Raw genomic sequence first — 15,977 nt, 5'->3', positions numbered from 1 at the left:
GACACTACTCAGTAAATACTTTATGATACTGCGCATTGACACGATCGGCGTTTAGCTAAACCCTATAAGGTATTTCATGAATCAAGAGCTCACGTATCCTATCGGTACACCCGGTATCCCTTGGACCCAGCCTGAAAAATCCCAATGGTTAGCGCAGCAAACCATTAAGCGAAGCTATCAAAATGAAGTGGTTGTTCATATTGATAGCCTACGCGCTCAATTTAATGTGGAGCAGTACGGTACACTAAATTACAAAAGCGGCCCTTACGCCCTTTATGCTATTACCAGCAAAGAATTTGATCTCAATAAGCCGACTGTATTAATCACCGGTGGTGTGCACGGTTATGAGACAAGTGGTGTTCAAGGCGCATTACGTTTTGCTATGCGCCATGGAGTTGATTACCTGGCAGACTTCAACCTTATTATAGCGCCGTGTATCAGCCCGTGGGGGTACGAAACCATTAATCGTTGGAACCCAGTGGCGATAGATCCGAACCGTTCATTTGTGCCCCAAAGCATGTCACCGGAAGCAGCGCAAATCATGGCCTACGTAAGCAATCTGGGCCTAGTAATTCACGCTCATATTGATTTGCATGAAACCACTGATACGGATAACAGCGAATTCCGCCCGGCCTTAGGGGCACGAGACGGCCAAGAGCAAGAGGTCTGGCAAATTCCTGATGGCTTTTACACCGTCGGTGATACCCAAAATCCGCAAGATGCATTTCAACGTGCAGTGGTGAAAAGTGTCGAGCAGGTCACGCATATCGCCTTGCCTGATAACGAAGGTAAATTGATCGGTTCCCCTATGACACAACACGGCGTCGTTAATTATGCGCTGAAAGATTTGGGCTTATGTGCTGGGTTTTCTAATGCGCGCTACACCACAACCACAGAGGTTTATCCTGATAGCGAAACGGCTACACCAGAAGAGTGTATTTTGGCCCAAGTTGCTGCTGTAATAGGCGCATTAGATTACTTGCGTCAACAAGGCTGATAAGGTAAATAGATGAACAACGCGCATAAGCGTTGTTCATCTCGATACGCTAGGATCGGGCGTAAAGCCTACTCTAAGAAGCTGGCATCTTGTGCTAGCAACATCGAATATAAAGGTTGGAAATTGCCCCAAGTCACGAGCTCAGAGCCGTTTGCTGCTTTGGTCTTTCGGGCAATATCTGGATTTATCAAAGTCAATGGGCCCGCCGCTTGTGCCAGTAACTGACTTTGACAACAGCTATCCATCAAAATAAAGTTTGCCACAGCCGCATCAACCGATGAGCCCAGGGTGATCAGACCATGATTCTGTAAAATAACTGCTGTGTGTTCACCCAACGATTCTGCAATCAGATCGCCTTCATCTTTTTCAGCCACTACACCTGTAAACGTGGCAAAAATACCGTGGTTTTCAAAGAACATGCACGCGTCTTGAGAAATCGGCAGCAGTGGTTGGCCTAGTGAAGAAAATGCTCTGCCATATTTAGTGTGCGCGTGAGCAACAGCATTAACATCAGGCCGCGCCATATGAATCCGGGAGTGGATCGCAAACGCAGCATTATTAACCGCATGTGCACCATCAATGATATTCCCTGAATGATCAATACGCACTAAATCAGACGCTTTGATCATTGAAAAATGAATACCTAAAGGGTTGACCCAAAACGTATCAGGCTCAATGCAGTCGCGCAGGGTGATATGGCCAGCTAAACCCTCATCAAAATGATGCAGCGCAAACGCTCTAAAACCCGCAGCCAGGCGCTGTTTTTCATATTGACGCTGTTTATGTTTATCGCTAAACGAGGGGGGCATTGGAATCTTGAATTTACCTGCGCCAATAGCCAAGTGTTGCGCATCTTGTTGAATTTTATTGTTCACGTTCTACTCCAAGTTTAATGATTTGACACTAGTCTAATAATTATTAGAATAAATACGAATGATGCAATTTAATTCCAAAGTATAAATATGCTGCATAGTAAGATTGATTTAAATTTATTTCTTGTTCTTGTCGCTGTTTACCAAGAAGGCTCAATTACTGAGGCAGGTAAACAACTCCACCTTAGTCAACCCGCAGTGAGTCATGCGCTTTCTAGGCTCAGAGATAAATATCAGGATCCGCTCTTTGTGCGCCACGGTCGCAAAATGATACCCACCCAATTGTGCCAAACGATCATGCCAAGGGTGCTCAGCTCGGTGGCAGAGCTAGAATCCACTTTACACGATATTGGCGACTTCGATGTGCACCAATATCAGCGTGAAATGAAGTTCGGGTTTAGGGATATCCTCGAGTCTATTTTCTTTCCTGAGTTGGCCACGGATCTGATGGCTAATACGCCAAATATTACAGTGCACAGCCGCCAGGTGAGCCGCCTAGACATGGAAGCTGCCCTTGAAAGTCAAGCCCTTGATATCGTAATCGATGTGCTTACGCCTACCAATAATGACATCCAGCACACATTGATTTGTGACGAGCATTTTTCGTTAATTTGTCGTAAAGGCCACCCCATTTTATCTAATATGAGTTTGGCAAATTACATCAACGCCGAGCATGCGTTAGTGACCTTAAAAGACTCTGCGGTCAATACCGTGGATATGGCGCTGGCTAAACACGCTGTTGCGCGTAAGTTTGCGTTAAAATGTGAACATTATTTTGCTGCAACCAGTGTTATCAGTCGCTGTGATATGTTGCTCACCATGCCCAATGCCTATGCGCGATTGCTAAAACAACAAATGCCCGTTGAGGTTGTTCCTTTGCCGTTCGAGGTACCCATTTTGCCAGTACATATGTACTGGCATAAGCAAGCAGTGCACGACCCACTGAATAGTTGGATGCGGGAGAAGTTACTCGCTATCGCTAAGCGCGTTATTCCCCCGTCATCTTGAGTGAGCTAGAAGAAGAAAGCGCCTTGCAACAATACACTTCTTGGGCGCTCCACTAAGAATCGATGTGCGTAACTCAATACTTGTAATTAGTTCGCTTGGTTAGAGGTGCATGTATCCATTAAGTTTTTGGCTAGTAAGGACAATGACCATTTCTCACCAGTGCCAGTAAAGCCTATTTTCATGTTTACTTTCTGACGCGCGGCTCAGGGGATGATGGGTTCTAAATTTTCTTCGCAATAGGAGGTTATTTTGCATCATTTTTTACGCGTAATTTTTGGTTATTGCCATATTAGGCTCATTAAGTGCTGTATTGGTTGATATAGTTGTGAATCGAAACAGAATTTCCTGTATATTTCGCCATCGTTTTTTAACCCATCACGCAAATTCAACATTCAGACGTTAGGATATGATAAATAACGTCATGGCAACTATTTACACAGATAGCATGTAAACAAGTTGCGTCTATGTTTTTGTCTGCCAGAAAGAGAAATTAGCATGAACTTTTCATCATTAGATTTAGCGCCAGTATTGCAACAAGCCATTGATGCTTGCGGCTATAAAAAAATGACCCCAATACAGCAGCAAGCTATTGTGGTTGCTCGCCGTGGTCGTGACGTGCTAGCCAGCGCACAAACAGGTACTGGTAAAACAGCTGCGTTTGCTGTGCCTATTTTACAGCAAATGTTAAACAAGCCTAAAGAGACTGCACCGGGTACACCTAGAGCGCTCATTTTAACGCCAACCCGAGAGCTTGCCGAACAGCTAGCAACCAATATTGCCAACTACGCGCAATTCACTGACATTTCAGTGACGGCCCTTTATGGCGGCGTAAAATTAGGCGGCCAAGCCAGTAAATTGAAGGCCGGTGTAGACATTGTTATTTCTACTCCTGGGCGATTACTCGAGCACATGACGTTGAAAAACGTTGAATTGGCTAACGTGGAATTTGTTGTCCTTGATGAAGCAGACCGTATGTTAGACATGGGCTTTATTGCCGATGTACGCCAAATGCTTGCGCAAATTACCTCCGCACACCAAACACTGTTATTTTCAGCAACCATTTCCCCCACAGTGAACGAGCTTGCTCATAAGCTGCTCAAAAATCATCAAGAGATTCGTGCTACGCAACTAAATAGTGCTGCGGATACCGTGCAGCATGTGATGTATCCCGTGTCTGAAGAAGACAAAATTCGTTTGTTCAAAACGTTATTAGCTGAGCAAAATTGGTATCAGGTATTGGTCTTTACCAGTACTAAAGAGCAAGCCGATAAACTGATGGCCGCTCTTAAAACCAGTAAAATTGATGCTGCGGTATGCCATGCAGACAAAAGCCAAGGCGCGCGTCGTCGTGCAATCGCAGATTTTAAATCAGCCAAATTACAGGTGCTTATTGCAACGGAAGTGGCGGCCCGCGGCCTAGATATTCAAGGCCTTGATCATGTGGTGAATTACAACTTACCTTACTTACCAGAAGATTACGTGCACCGTATTGGTCGTACAGGCCGCGCTGGGCAACAGGGGAATGCTATTTCATTTGTGAGTCGTGAAGAAGAGCGCACAGTAGAGAGGATCGAGCGTTTAATCAATTGTAAAATTAAACGCATTTCACGCCCTGACTTTGCATTCAGTAGCCGCGAATCTTTGCTTAAAACGGTACGCAAACACAGTAAAAATAGCCGCACTAATAAGGCATCGCAAACCGTCATTCGTATGGATAAAAGCGCCACTAAGACAAAGCCAAAAGCAAAACCTAAGGCAAAACGAACCAGTAAATAAGCGCAATAAATGTAGAACAAAGCGCGGGCTTGGCTGATTGCCACAGTCAAAAAAGAGAGTTGCTCGTAGGTCAACTCTCTTTTTTTGTGTTGGCATAATACCAAACCCTTTAAATTTTCGCTGAGTGGCTAATTATTTAATGGAGTTGGCATAGCTCAACTAGGGGGCCGGTTCATCTTTGTCGTTTATTGTTGTAGAGCTGTCAGGTTTTGTTTCTCGCCCACGAAAGCCTGAAATGATGCAAGCGACAACTACACACCCGAACGATACATTTAAAGCAACAAGTACCGTTTGTAATAGAGCAGGGTACTGCTGCGGTACGATTTGCGCATCGCCAATATAATAATGCACTAATAAATTCACCATGCTCATGCCCACAAGATTACCTATGGTTCTGGCTAAATTTAATGATGCCGACGCCACGCCCAACTCGGTACTGTGTACTGCGCCCATAATGGCGTTGTTATTAGGGGTAGAGAACAAACCAAAACCAATACCAACAAGCAACAATGAGCTGCCGATATACCAAGCTTGGGTGTCAATATTCATTCGACTCAAAATAAAGAAACCACACGCCACAATAGCGCAACCTGTGGTCGCGAGTAATCTGGGCTGAACCTTATCTGATAGTTTACCCGACAGTGGCGCTAAAAATGCCATCGCCAATGCCTGCAATAAGATAATTTGCCCAGACTCAGACGGGCTAAATCCTTTAACGTATTGCAAATATAAGCTAAGCAAGAAGGTCAGAGGATAGTTGCTGGCATACATCAATAGTGACGTGGCTAAAGACATAGAGAATACTCGGCTTTCCTTAAACATTTGTACCCGTATCAGTGGTTGGTCGCGTTTTGACTGATGCACCACAAACCAGACCATAGAAATTAATGCTATACCCAGCAATATAAAGCCCATAACGGAAGGTAGTCGGCTTAATCCAAATACCAAGCAAGTTGAAGCAATGATGAAAATGCCTGAACCTCGCCAATCAAATCTAGCTTTGCGTTCGTTTTTCCATTCTCCGTGCATACGCATTTTTATTAGTACCAACAGCATGACGACTAAAGGGACTTGAAATAAAAATACTGAACGCCACCCCCACAATTCTGTTAGCCAACCGCCGACAGCAGGAGCGACCGTTAACCCTATGTACACGCACGCTGCGGCTATACCTAATGCGAATCCGCGTCTTTCGGCTGGGGTCACCGAGGTCAAAATGGCCACGCCGGTTCCAAATATCATCGCCGCAGCCGCGCCTTGCATAAATCGCCAAAACAAAAGCCATTCAATGTTAAAGGCTAAAGCGCACATGGTGGACGAAATAACATTAAGCACCAAACCATAGCTATAAATGCGCTTGCGCCCATAGTTATCCGCAAGTTTGCCAAAAGGCAGCATTAACGCCACATTCGCAAGCAAAAATATAGTGGGCAGCCAACTGATCATCTTCGCGTTGGCTTGAAGCTCAGCGGCAAGATCAGGGATCGCAATATTGACAGACGCCATACCCAAAGGACCGATAAAGGAGCCCGCACAGACCACGATAAGGGCTACCGTAGTTAGGGGCAGTTTTGATAAAGAAGGAAATAGAGAAGCCATATACACCGATAGTAGCGAAAAGAATCACTATAATACCCATTGCCGTGATGAGTTTCACTGCTCTAGCTATGAATAATCGACTTTTAGCAAATACGAAGGAGAGGCAGTTTAAAAATCAGGTTCGCAAGTAAACTCAAGCCACTGATTTGATACCGGATGAAACAAGCCCAGATACTGGGCGTGTAAATGTAAACGACGGGCGCGAGTACCGTACAAGTCGTCCCCCACAATCGGCATGTTTAACCCGCGCTCATGGGCGCAATGAACGCGTAGTTGGTGGGTTCGACCTGTTCTGGGATGCAAAAAGACCTTGGTTTGCAGTGTCTTGTGGCGCCGCTCAATTACTTGCCAAGTAGTATGAGCGGGCTTACCTGTTTTTTCACACACACATTGGCGGGGACGATCATAAAAGTCGCCGGCTAAAGGTAAGGTAATTACGCCATCTTCATCAGTTAAAATACCATCAATAAGGGCCATATAGCGTTTGCTGACTTGCCTACTGATAAACTGTTTTTGTAGCACCTTGTGGGCAGCAGTACTTAAGGCGATGACCATCAAACCTGATGTCGACATATCCAAGCGATGCACTATCAATGAGCCTGTGGCATGGGGCAGCATTGCTTTGATGCGGGAATAAACAGAATCATTGATATGCTTACCCGGTACAGATAACAACTGGGCAGGTTTATTGATGATAAGCATTTCATCATCTTGGTAAATGATCTCTATTTGCTCGTCGTCAGCTGCGTTTTTTAAGAGCTGATTTTCCTCTACCATTAACCCCTCAAGCATGTGATTCAAAATGGGTTGGCATTTACCAATACACGCAGGGTAAAACTGCATGTGTTTGCGCACTTGTGATTTAGGGGAGGCTCCCCACCAAAACTCTGCCATGGCGATCGGGGCTAAATTATGACTATAAGCATAATGCAGCAGTTTAGGGGCGGCACATTCACCCGCACCAGCAGGAGGCGTGCGCATAACTGTGTCACTGAATATTGCGGCCAACGATTTCTCATCGCCCAGCGCATTTAAAAATTGGTACTGCTCGAAAAGACGCTGCTGTAGCTGCGCTGAAAGGGTTTTGCGTTGCTTTTTTAGAGATTGTATTTTCTGTTCAAACTGATCGAGGGTGCTCTTAGCCAAGGCTATAGTGCTCAATAAATCGTTTTTGTCTTGGGTAAATTCAAGCTTATCTTCAATGCTTTGTGCTGCTAAGGTTTTGAGCAGTGCATCATGCACTGCGCCATCTGGTTCGGCACTAGGTGGCTGTGCAATATTTGACTCGACAGTGGCGTTGTCTCGTAGCGCTTTTCGTTTAGCGCGATTAGCTACAACACGTAAACGCTTTTGTTCAATTTCAGCAAGGCATCTCGCTTGGGTATCGGCAAAATTATCTTTGGCTACTTGGTATGCAGTGTCGTGCAAAATAGCATCAAACTGGGCCGTGAGCTGTTTAATCACATGCCGCTCATGATGGAAAAAACTATCGCAGGCCAGCATATCAAACACAGGAGGCACAAATTTGGGTAAGTGATTTTGATCAGCTAACTTGCCGGAAAAAGCGCTCAAATAACCCAACTCGCCGTCAAGGTTTTTGACCAACAATACACCGAACATTTTACCAATAATTAATGCAGGGTCGTCGCTTAAACCGAAATTATGATACCAATCACTTTGGGTCATCAAATGCTGTTGCAGCTCTTTTGCAGCAAGCAGACACAAAGGGTGGGGCTGGTAGTAAAATGGAAACGTAAATTTTTCGGGTAACGTGGAGGATAAAACATCTGCCGAAACATCAGCAGAAAACGTCGTAAAGCAAGAGGGTTGATTAGATGTCATTGGCGATAGGGTATCGTTTATATCGATTTAGCATTAGCGTATTAGCGTGAAAGAGCGGCAAGTCTATCATATTCATTGCTTTTACTTTAGGGACTATGACGCATTTATACGACGTTAAGGGCTTCTAATATATAGCCACCAGACTTGCAAGCATCTGCTTTTTCTAGATAGCTTATGGCTCGATAAAAAAATGCCCAGTAATGAGTAACCGTTCCTAGTTTATCCGTCTTTGCATGCTGTATTATCAGTGCGTTTGAAACAGTGCCTGAATGGCTTTTAACAATAATAATAAGGAAACCGAATGAATATGTTTGAAACCGCGTGTCTGCTAATGGGTAGGTTACTGCTTGGCTTATATTTTATAGCGCCAGGCCTACAAAAAATAGTAAGTTTTGACGCCATGAGTCAGTACATGGAGCATCATAACGTTCCGTTTGTAACGCCGCTTTTACTTCTGACCATTGTTATACAGTTAACCGCTGGGCTGGCGATTATCATCGGTTTTAAAGGCCGATTTGCAGCATTTTTACTAGCCGGCCTAACCTTGGTTATTAGTCTGTTGATGCATAATTTTTGGAACTTACCCGAAGGTGGCAATGTTGCTCACGAAACGCAAAACTTTGTAAAAAATATGGCCATTACGGCGGGATTGCTGATATTAGCCGCACGAGGTACTGGCCAAATGAGCCTGGATAACCGTTGGAAATAGCTAGGAGCGGTGCGCTCTACTTTAACCTAGGCTGATAACATGCATTTTTGCGCCAATAAAACTGGTTGTAATGTATTGTATCGTGATACATTTTAGTTATGTGTTTTCATTTTACTAATACGAGGTGACCATATGGAAAATGAACCTAGCTCGCGCCAAGGGATACAAGTAATCTCTCGTGCCGCTAACATCTTGCGAACGCTTGAAGGGCACCCAGAAGGGTTGAGCCTGAGCGCTATCGCCAAGAACGTCAAACTTGCGCGTTCAACCGTGCAGCGTATCGTTAACTCATTGGCTTCTGAAGGCTTTTTAATTGCAGCTAGTCCTACGTCTCGCGTGCGCTTAGGGCCGGGGCTCGTGTCTTTAGGCTCAGCGGCAAAGGCAGATATTGACAGAGTACTCATACCTCACATGAAGAATTTGTCAGATGAAGTAGGGGAGACTGTGGATTTATCTGTGCAAGACGCTGAAAACATGATCTTTATCGATCAGGTCACCACTGATACCCACCAACTACGTGCAGTCTCTGCAGTGGGACATGCCTTTTCTATATACAGTTGCGCTAATGGCAAAGCGATGCTTGCCACCATGAGTGACGAAGAGGTTATCGCTTTTGTCGAAGCTCATCCTATTAAAGCCTTGACCCATTCAACTATCACTAGCACTGAACAACTGCTCACTGAAATAGCCAGTATTCGTAAGAATGGTGTAGCGTTTGATAAGGAAGAGCACTGCGAAGGTGTGTGCGCAATCGGCGTGGCGATTGAAGACCCTTATGGACGCAATATTGCGATTTCCATTCCGGTTCCCACTGTGCGTTTTAATCGCAACAAAAAGCAACTGGCTAAGCAGTTGCGTGAATATAAAACCACCATTGAGTTAGCTTTGGGTAAAGGCGCCATGTAATCCGTTAAACCCATTTACAATTAAAAAGGGCGCCATAGTGAAGTGACCCCATAAAGTTGGACTCATTTCTAAGCGGCAACCAAGGCCTGATGTCGATATTGTATCGGACTCAGGCCTTTTTTACGAAGTGTGTCCCATCCAGAAATAGGGTGGCGTTATTTTTTGTATTTAACGTAGCCACTTAACGCGATTGCGCCATATGCGAACATCATAAAGACCACGCCAGCCATCCAAAATGTTGTTACTGTGTCCATAAATCACCTCTTTTTATTGTGTCTATCTAACTAGACTCACTGAGAAATTTTGCGACCAAAGTACCTAGCACCAGAATGAGTGCGATGATCACAAGGGTTGTTGAAAATATGCTCCAGAACATAAGTCACCTGTAAAATTTATGTTAATAATTTGTTTCTTTTAGGTCAAGGTAAGTTTGACTTTTGAAGTAAGCTTTTTCACCTTTAATCATAAGATTAGCCACACATCCCACTACTACGGAGGCAGTTAATGCCATAACTGCATTGCTTTTAAGTAATCCAAGGTTCAAAGCAATGTCTGAAAAAGACCATAAAAAATTACCTGCCCACACGGTGACCAATGTAATAAGCGCCGCCAGTGCGCTGCGTTGCCAGAACAAGCCGAAAATAATGATGAAAAATACCGGTATTAGCCATGCAAATAACCAAGTCATTGCGGCTAAAATAGGCGGTAAAAACGACGCTACCGCAATGGCAATACTGGCCAATACCACAATCGCGATTTGCGTCACTTTGGTCATTTGCGCTTCGGTCGCGTCAGGCTTAAATAGCCCTTTGTAAATATCATTGCTAAAAATGGTGGCAGGGCTTAGCGCAGTCATAGCGAAGGTCGATAAAATGGCCGCTAAAAATGAGGCTAACAGTAATGCTCCTAACCAAGGTGGAAGATATTCTACTAACATTTGTGTGGCGGCCTTTTTTGGGCCGAGTTCGGCAAATTCAGGAATAGTCATCGCGGTAAGACCCAGAACCACCGCAAAAACACCAAATAAACCATTAATTGGCGCGGCTATCCACAGCGCTTTTTTAATGGTTTTTTCATCTTTGGCGGACATCGCCGTTTGTAATAGCATTTGATTCACTGATTGGCTAAAAAGTACCGCGACCACCATGCCTAGGGTAAACGTCATAAGAATTTGTGAGTTGCCGAAAACGGATATCATGTAATCCATGTCTTGTGAGACGAAGTGCTCAGCGACTGAATCAAAATTACCGCCGGGTAGACGCAAGGCCATAAAAATTGTGGCGAGAATAAGCCCGACATACATCACAACGGCATTGATGAGGTTGATCCAACCGACTTCTTTCATACCGGCTAGTACAACGTAGAATATGCCGATAACCCCACCCGCTATGGCGCCATTGGTGATACCCCAGCCCGTCATCGCATTAATGATAATGCCAAGCCCTTGGGTCTCTATGGTTAGAATACCGAAAATGATCCCGGCCATGACGCAGGAAACGAGCACTCTTATCCCTTTGCCGAAAAGGTGCTCTAGCAGCTCTGGTACCGTGGTTACTCTAAGTCGGCGTACCCACAGCCCCGTGCTGTAACACACGACAACGAGTAAAATAACATGAGCGATACTGAACCAAATAGCAGCTGCGCCCACGCCCCAGACCATTTCAAAAACACCTAATATATGAGCCGTGCCCAGCACGGTTAGTGCCATGGTGGCCGCTACTACTCCCACAGGTAGGCTGCGACCGCCTAGCGCAAACTCACTGTCATTATGCGCGGATTGACTTTTTCCGCGTTTCAACCAAAGGGCGACGCCGCAGATAGTGACAATTTCATAAAGTAAAACAATGAACAACATGCTGGTTTTCATAAAATAGCTCTTCTTATTATTAACAGTCTGGGTGTGGGCGACCAGTTGGGGTGCCCAGCATGGCAATTTCATCACCATGCTAACCTGCTGAGTAACCGCCGTCTGCGTAAATTACATGCCCGGTATGAAAGCTCGACGCATCTGATGCAAGAAAAAGCAGGGGGCCGGCAAGGTCCTCTGGTTCACCTAAGCGGCCCATAGGAATGCGAGCGAGAATGTTTTCTCGGGTACTTTTGCCTGGTTCGTTGTCTTCAAACATCCAGGCTGTTAGGTTCGAGCGAAATACGGTGGGGGCGATAGCATTCACGGTAATGTTGTGTTTCCCCCATTCGCAGCCCAAGGCTCTGGTTAAGCCGTCAACCGCCGACTTAGATGGGCAATACGCTGAATAACCCGCAGGGTGACCCAATTTGCCTCGCGCAGAGGAAACCAATACAACTTTGCCACCGCCGCCTTGGCTCATAAACTGTTTGCCCGCTGCCTTACATAGCAACCACGAATCCCGCACATTGGCATCCATCACCTTTTGCCAGCGTTCTGTACTTAAATCTTGAATGGGATCTACGTCATTTACACCAGAGCCCACCACTAGAATATCGAGCTTGCCATAGGTAGAAACTGCTTGTTCCACCATGGCATCGCATTCTTCTTGGGTACTTGGACGGGTGTTACGAGTGGCAACATGAATTCCTTCTTGCCTAAGGGATTCAGCCAAAGATTCCAGTGCATCTTTGTTGCCGCCAGTGAGTAACAGGTTGCATCCGGAGTTGCCGATCACACGAGCGGCGACTTGACCAAATGCACCAGTGGCGCCTGTAATAAGTGCTACCTTTCCTTTTAAATCAAAAAGACTGGCTGGATTTACAAGATAGTTATTCATTATTTATTCTCCGGATAAGGCATGATCACTAACATGCTGACCGTTTTATTGGTTTTATTGATAAGTGTACGCTTGGCATTAGGGGGGATACGACAACTGTCTAAGGGCCCTAAAATGAACTCTTTATTGTCGTGGGTGATACTGATTGAGCCCTCAAGGACGACGTAAACTTTTTCTAGTGGGGAAACATCACCTTGTGCTCCGCCCCCAGGTAAAAAGTGCGAGAGTCCTACCCAAAAATTTTCGGCGTCACTTGCCTCCCAGCCTTGTAAGCGAAGACCGCAAACATCGAAGTGGCCTGGGGCTTGATAAGGCTTGGCGTCTTCTAATTTGGTTATATTCATCTGTTGCACCTGCTGTCATATATATGACTAACGTTCTTATAGATTGAGGCTAGGGAGACTTGCTCACGGGCCTGAGTATTGCCAGACAGTATCAAAAGCTGACGTTATTCTTGCCTTTGAGGTTCAAAATCTGACGAGCTTCTGTTGGCGTGGCAATTTCTAACGAAAATTCATTTAGGATGCGCTTGATTTTGGTGACCTGCTGGGCGTTACTGGTGGCGAGTTCGCCGCGTCCAATAAACAAGCTGTCTTCCAGACCGACGCGCACATTGCCGCCCATTAGAGCGGCTTGGGTAGAGAAGGGCATCTGATTTTTACCTGCCGCTAAAACGGACCAGTGGTAATCGTCGCCGAACAATTTATCTGCAGTTTTACGCATGAACATCAGATTATCTTCATCTGCGCCTATGCCGCCCATGATGCCGAAGATGGTTTGAATGAAGAATGGCGGTTTAATTAAGCCACGATCGGCAAAGTAAGCCAGATTATAAAGGTGACCCACGTCGTAACACTCATGCTCAAATTTGGTTCCATGGTCGCCCATAATGTTCATGATTTTTTCAATATCACGAAAGGTATTACGGAAAATAAAGTCATCACTGTTACGAACATAGGGTTCTTCCCAGCTGTATTTCCAAGACTTGTAACGATCGGCTAGGGGGAACATGGCGAAGTTTAAGCTGCCCATATTGAGTGAGCACATTTCAGGTTTAACTTCCATTGCTGCCCACAAACGCTCTTCAACCGTCATGGTAGGGCTGCCGCCCGTGGTGAGGTTAATGACTGCGTCGGTGCGCTCATTAATCGCAGGTAAGAATTGTTTATACACTTTTGGATCGCCCGTAGGCTCGCCATTTTCTGGGTTACGTGCGTGTAAATGAATAATCGATGCACCGGCTTGTGCGGCGTCAACAGATTGCTGGGCTATGTCTTCTGGCGTAAAAGGAAGCGCATCAGACATGGTAGGGGTATGCATAGCGCCAGTTACTGCGCAGGTAATAATGACCTTTTTATTCTTTTTCATGATTTATCCTTTCGAATTCACGGAATTTACAAGATATTTGCTGAGATTTTCTCGCAGGGTTTGGGCGCTTTCGTCAGTCCAATGTTTGAAACCTTGGCCGGTTTTTATTCCTAGCTCGCCTTTTTCAACCTTACTTTTAAGGATGTCAGAAGGGACGGTATCGCGGTTAATGCTGGCTAAAATGACATTGTGGATGTCCAAGGTTAAGTCCAGGCCCACTAAATCGGCATTTTCAATAGGGCCAAGAACCGGCATACGCAGACCGAAGCTATTTTTCACTACTGTGTCTATGCCCTCGGCCGTGCAAACCCCGTCATTAATCAGTGCTATCGCTTCTCGCCATAAGGCATGCTGCATGCGGTTACCGACAAAACCGGGTACGTCTTTTTGGATATGCACCGGTTTTTTCCCGGCAAAGGCTAACAGCGACATCATGCTTTCAACCGCAGCCAAAGAGGACTGCTCGCTTTGAACGACCTCCACAAGCGGCACTAAATAAGGCGGGTTCCACCAATGGCAACCAACAATGCGCTCGTTACAGTCCATGCCTTCAAAAATATCTTTGATAGGGATGACTGACGTGTTGCTGGCAAGAATGGCGTCTGGACGGGCAAAACGCAGAATATCTGTAAATATCTTTCGCTTTAAGGGGAGTTTTTCAGGTGCCGCTTCAATCACAAAATTGGCGTTGGCGACGGCTGTTTCTAAGTTGTCGCTTATGTGAACGAAATCAAGCGCACTTAGAGATTGGGATAGCGCAGTCAAATTGGCCGCGATTTTTTGCTTTGCAGTCTGGCGGGCACCTTCAATCGGATCATACAAGGTGACTTGTATTGCTTTACTGGCAAACACTTGCGCGATGCCACAGCCCATAAGCCCTGCGCCAATAACCGTAATGTGAGATGAGGAGAACATAGTCTTATTCCTGCTTGGTGTACTGAATCAGTAAGGTATTACATAGTGAAAAAGCATCGGGAAACAACATCGGGACACAACGCGGATTTATGTGCATGGCATATAAACCCGCGGTTTCGACATGTTTACTCTGTGTCGCCTTGCTCGATACGGTACTCGCCTTTGGGGTCAACCATAGCCACAAGGCGCACCATGCAACCGTCGCCGCCTTTCCAGCGCCAAGGGAATGCAGCAATGGTGCAGCGCTTACCAGTGACTTTGTCTAGTTCGCCACCTACGTTCTCAATGCCGCAAATGCCACTGTTTAACAGCGCTCTATGGCAAGGCTCCCAATCAGGAAAATCTTCTTTGATGCCACGTCCGCCAGTGAATTCACGGTACTCGTCTTCAAGGTGCGGAATAAGAGGGCCTGTGCCATGTGGACCGATTGCCGTACCCAGGGGATGATCAAGTGCTTGTACATCGATACCGACCATTTTGACTTTCTTCTTCGCTAACCATTCACCTGCTTCACGATACAGCCCCGGCCCATAATGGTAATACTCGGCAGAATCAGCATACGTATGGTGCCAACCTGTATTGATAATAACGATATCGCCTTCACGAATTTTTGGACGAACGTTTTCGAGATCTTCAGCCGTAATAACTTCCCACTTTTTCTTTGGAATAGACACCACAACACCTGCACCAAAAAATCTTGGCAGTGGCATTTGATCCATAAAGGGGGTGCCTTCAACTACGTGAGCCGGGGCGTCAATGTGGGTACCTGAATGCATAACCGTGGTAATTTTTTGCGTTAATACACCTGAACGTGAATGACCATGAAGACGCTCAATTTTGACATCTTCAAAGTAAGGCCAACAAGGCTGACCCAAACCCCATTCATGGGTTAAGTCGTAAAACTGCATTCCGGTATCGTTACTTTTATTTTCCTCATCGATCATTTTATCCATATCAACTTTAGGAATTTTGTGGACTCGTTTTATGTCATTAATTTTCATATTTCACCTGTTCGCTATGTGGTACATCTGTATCGAAAACCGAGATTAACAATGAATTTTTTATATGTCAACGAATAGTTAAATTCGTGTCTTAAGATGTTAATTCATTGTATTTATCCTGTTTAACAGTAACTTGCCCTCACATTTTAATGAGTTTTTGATGTGTTAATTATTTTTTTAACAAAAAATAAACATTAATTTGACACTGCATAAAGTGGCCTGTAGTTTAAAAATCGA

Annotated in this window: 14 protein-coding genes; 5 read left to right on the top strand and 9 right to left on the bottom strand. The window is 45.3% G+C overall.

What is annotated here, in order from left to right:
- Positions 1-76: 76 nt before the first annotated feature.
- On the top strand, positions 77-997 hold the full coding sequence (locus GMES_RS01730) for a M14 family metallopeptidase (RefSeq protein WP_006990824.1): 921 nt from the start codon (positions 77-79) through the stop codon (positions 995-997).
- Between the two features lie 68 nt (positions 998-1,065).
- Here the strand turns inward: GMES_RS01730 and GMES_RS01725 are convergent, their stop codons facing one another.
- On the bottom strand, positions 1,066-1,872 hold the full coding sequence (locus GMES_RS01725) for a class II aldolase/adducin family protein (RefSeq protein ID WP_006990823.1): 807 nt from the start codon (positions 1,870-1,872) through the stop codon (positions 1,066-1,068).
- 87 nt (positions 1,873-1,959) lie between these two features.
- Between GMES_RS01725 and GMES_RS01720 the strand changes: the two genes are divergently transcribed.
- Together GMES_RS01720 and GMES_RS01715 are read left to right on the top strand one after the other, a co-directional pair.
- Entirely contained in the window at positions 1,960-2,877 is a 918-nt protein-coding gene (locus GMES_RS01720) for a LysR family transcriptional regulator (protein WP_006990822.1), read from the top strand.
- Positions 2,878-3,372: 495 nt separating this feature from the next.
- Complete coding sequence (locus GMES_RS01715; RefSeq protein ID WP_006990821.1) at positions 3,373-4,653, top strand: DEAD/DEAH box helicase; 1,281 nt, start codon at positions 3,373-3,375, stop codon at positions 4,651-4,653.
- A 159-nt stretch (positions 4,654-4,812) separates the two neighbouring features.
- Here the strand turns inward: GMES_RS01715 and GMES_RS01710 are convergent, their stop codons facing one another.
- Both GMES_RS01710 and GMES_RS01705 read right to left on the bottom strand, forming a co-directional pair.
- The gene (locus GMES_RS01710) at positions 4,813-6,252 is read right to left on the bottom strand and encodes an MFS transporter (RefSeq protein ID WP_006990820.1); all 1,440 of its coding nucleotides are present in this window, start codon (positions 6,250-6,252) and stop codon (positions 4,813-4,815) included.
- A gap of 108 nt (positions 6,253-6,360) precedes the next feature.
- Positions 6,361-8,094 (bottom strand): RluA family pseudouridine synthase, encoded by a 1,734-nt coding sequence (locus GMES_RS01705; RefSeq protein WP_006990819.1) that lies wholly within the window; start codon positions 8,092-8,094, stop codon positions 6,361-6,363.
- A 301-nt stretch (positions 8,095-8,395) separates the two neighbouring features.
- On the opposite strand from GMES_RS01705, the gene GMES_RS01700 reads away from it, so the two are divergent.
- Together GMES_RS01700 and GMES_RS01695 are read left to right on the top strand one after the other, a co-directional pair.
- Positions 8,396-8,803, top strand: a complete 408-nt coding sequence (locus GMES_RS01700) for a DoxX family protein (RefSeq protein WP_006990818.1) — start codon at positions 8,396-8,398, stop codon at positions 8,801-8,803.
- Positions 8,804-8,935: 132 nt separating this feature from the next.
- Positions 8,936-9,709: an IclR family transcriptional regulator gene (locus tag GMES_RS01695; RefSeq protein WP_006990817.1), complete on the top strand. Its 774-nt coding sequence runs from the start codon at positions 8,936-8,938 to the stop codon at positions 9,707-9,709.
- A 397-nt stretch (positions 9,710-10,106) separates the two neighbouring features.
- Here the strand turns inward: GMES_RS01695 and GMES_RS01690 are convergent, their stop codons facing one another.
- The 6 genes from GMES_RS01690 to GMES_RS01665 all read right to left on the bottom strand — a co-directional run bounded on the left by GMES_RS01690 (position 10,107) and on the right by GMES_RS01665 (position 15,740).
- Positions 10,107-11,576, bottom strand: coding sequence for a sodium:solute symporter family protein (locus GMES_RS01690; RefSeq protein WP_006990816.1), 1,470 nt, complete (start codon positions 11,574-11,576; stop codon positions 10,107-10,109).
- A 79-nt stretch (positions 11,577-11,655) separates the two neighbouring features.
- Positions 11,656-12,456 (bottom strand): SDR family NAD(P)-dependent oxidoreductase, encoded by an 801-nt coding sequence (locus GMES_RS01685; protein WP_006990815.1) that lies wholly within the window; start codon positions 12,454-12,456, stop codon positions 11,656-11,658.
- A complete protein-coding gene (locus tag GMES_RS01680) occupies positions 12,456-12,800 on the bottom strand; it encodes a cupin domain-containing protein (protein ID WP_006990814.1) in 345 nt (114 codons plus the stop codon). The genes GMES_RS01685 and GMES_RS01680 overlap by 1 nt, the downstream gene beginning before the upstream one ends.
- A 91-nt stretch (positions 12,801-12,891) precedes the next feature.
- Positions 12,892-13,824, bottom strand: a complete 933-nt coding sequence (locus GMES_RS01675) for a 3,5-dioxohexanoate:acetyl-CoA acetone transferase (RefSeq protein ID WP_006990813.1) — start codon at positions 13,822-13,824, stop codon at positions 12,892-12,894.
- Between the two features lie 3 nt (positions 13,825-13,827).
- Complete coding sequence (locus GMES_RS01670; RefSeq protein ID WP_006990812.1) at positions 13,828-14,739, bottom strand: 3-hydroxyacyl-CoA dehydrogenase family protein; 912 nt, start codon at positions 14,737-14,739, stop codon at positions 13,828-13,830.
- A 125-nt stretch (positions 14,740-14,864) separates the two neighbouring features.
- Positions 14,865-15,740: a cyclase family protein gene (locus GMES_RS01665; protein ID WP_006990811.1), complete on the bottom strand. Its 876-nt coding sequence runs from the start codon at positions 15,738-15,740 to the stop codon at positions 14,865-14,867.
- Positions 15,741-15,977 lie beyond the last annotated feature (237 nt).

The sequence above is a fragment of the Paraglaciecola mesophila KMM 241 genome, assembly GCF_000315015.1.
Classification (GTDB): domain Bacteria; phylum Pseudomonadota; class Gammaproteobacteria; order Enterobacterales; family Alteromonadaceae; genus Paraglaciecola; species Paraglaciecola mesophila.
The sequence above is the reverse complement of the archived record's forward strand: the minus strand, read 5'-3'. Positions and strand labels throughout refer to the sequence as shown.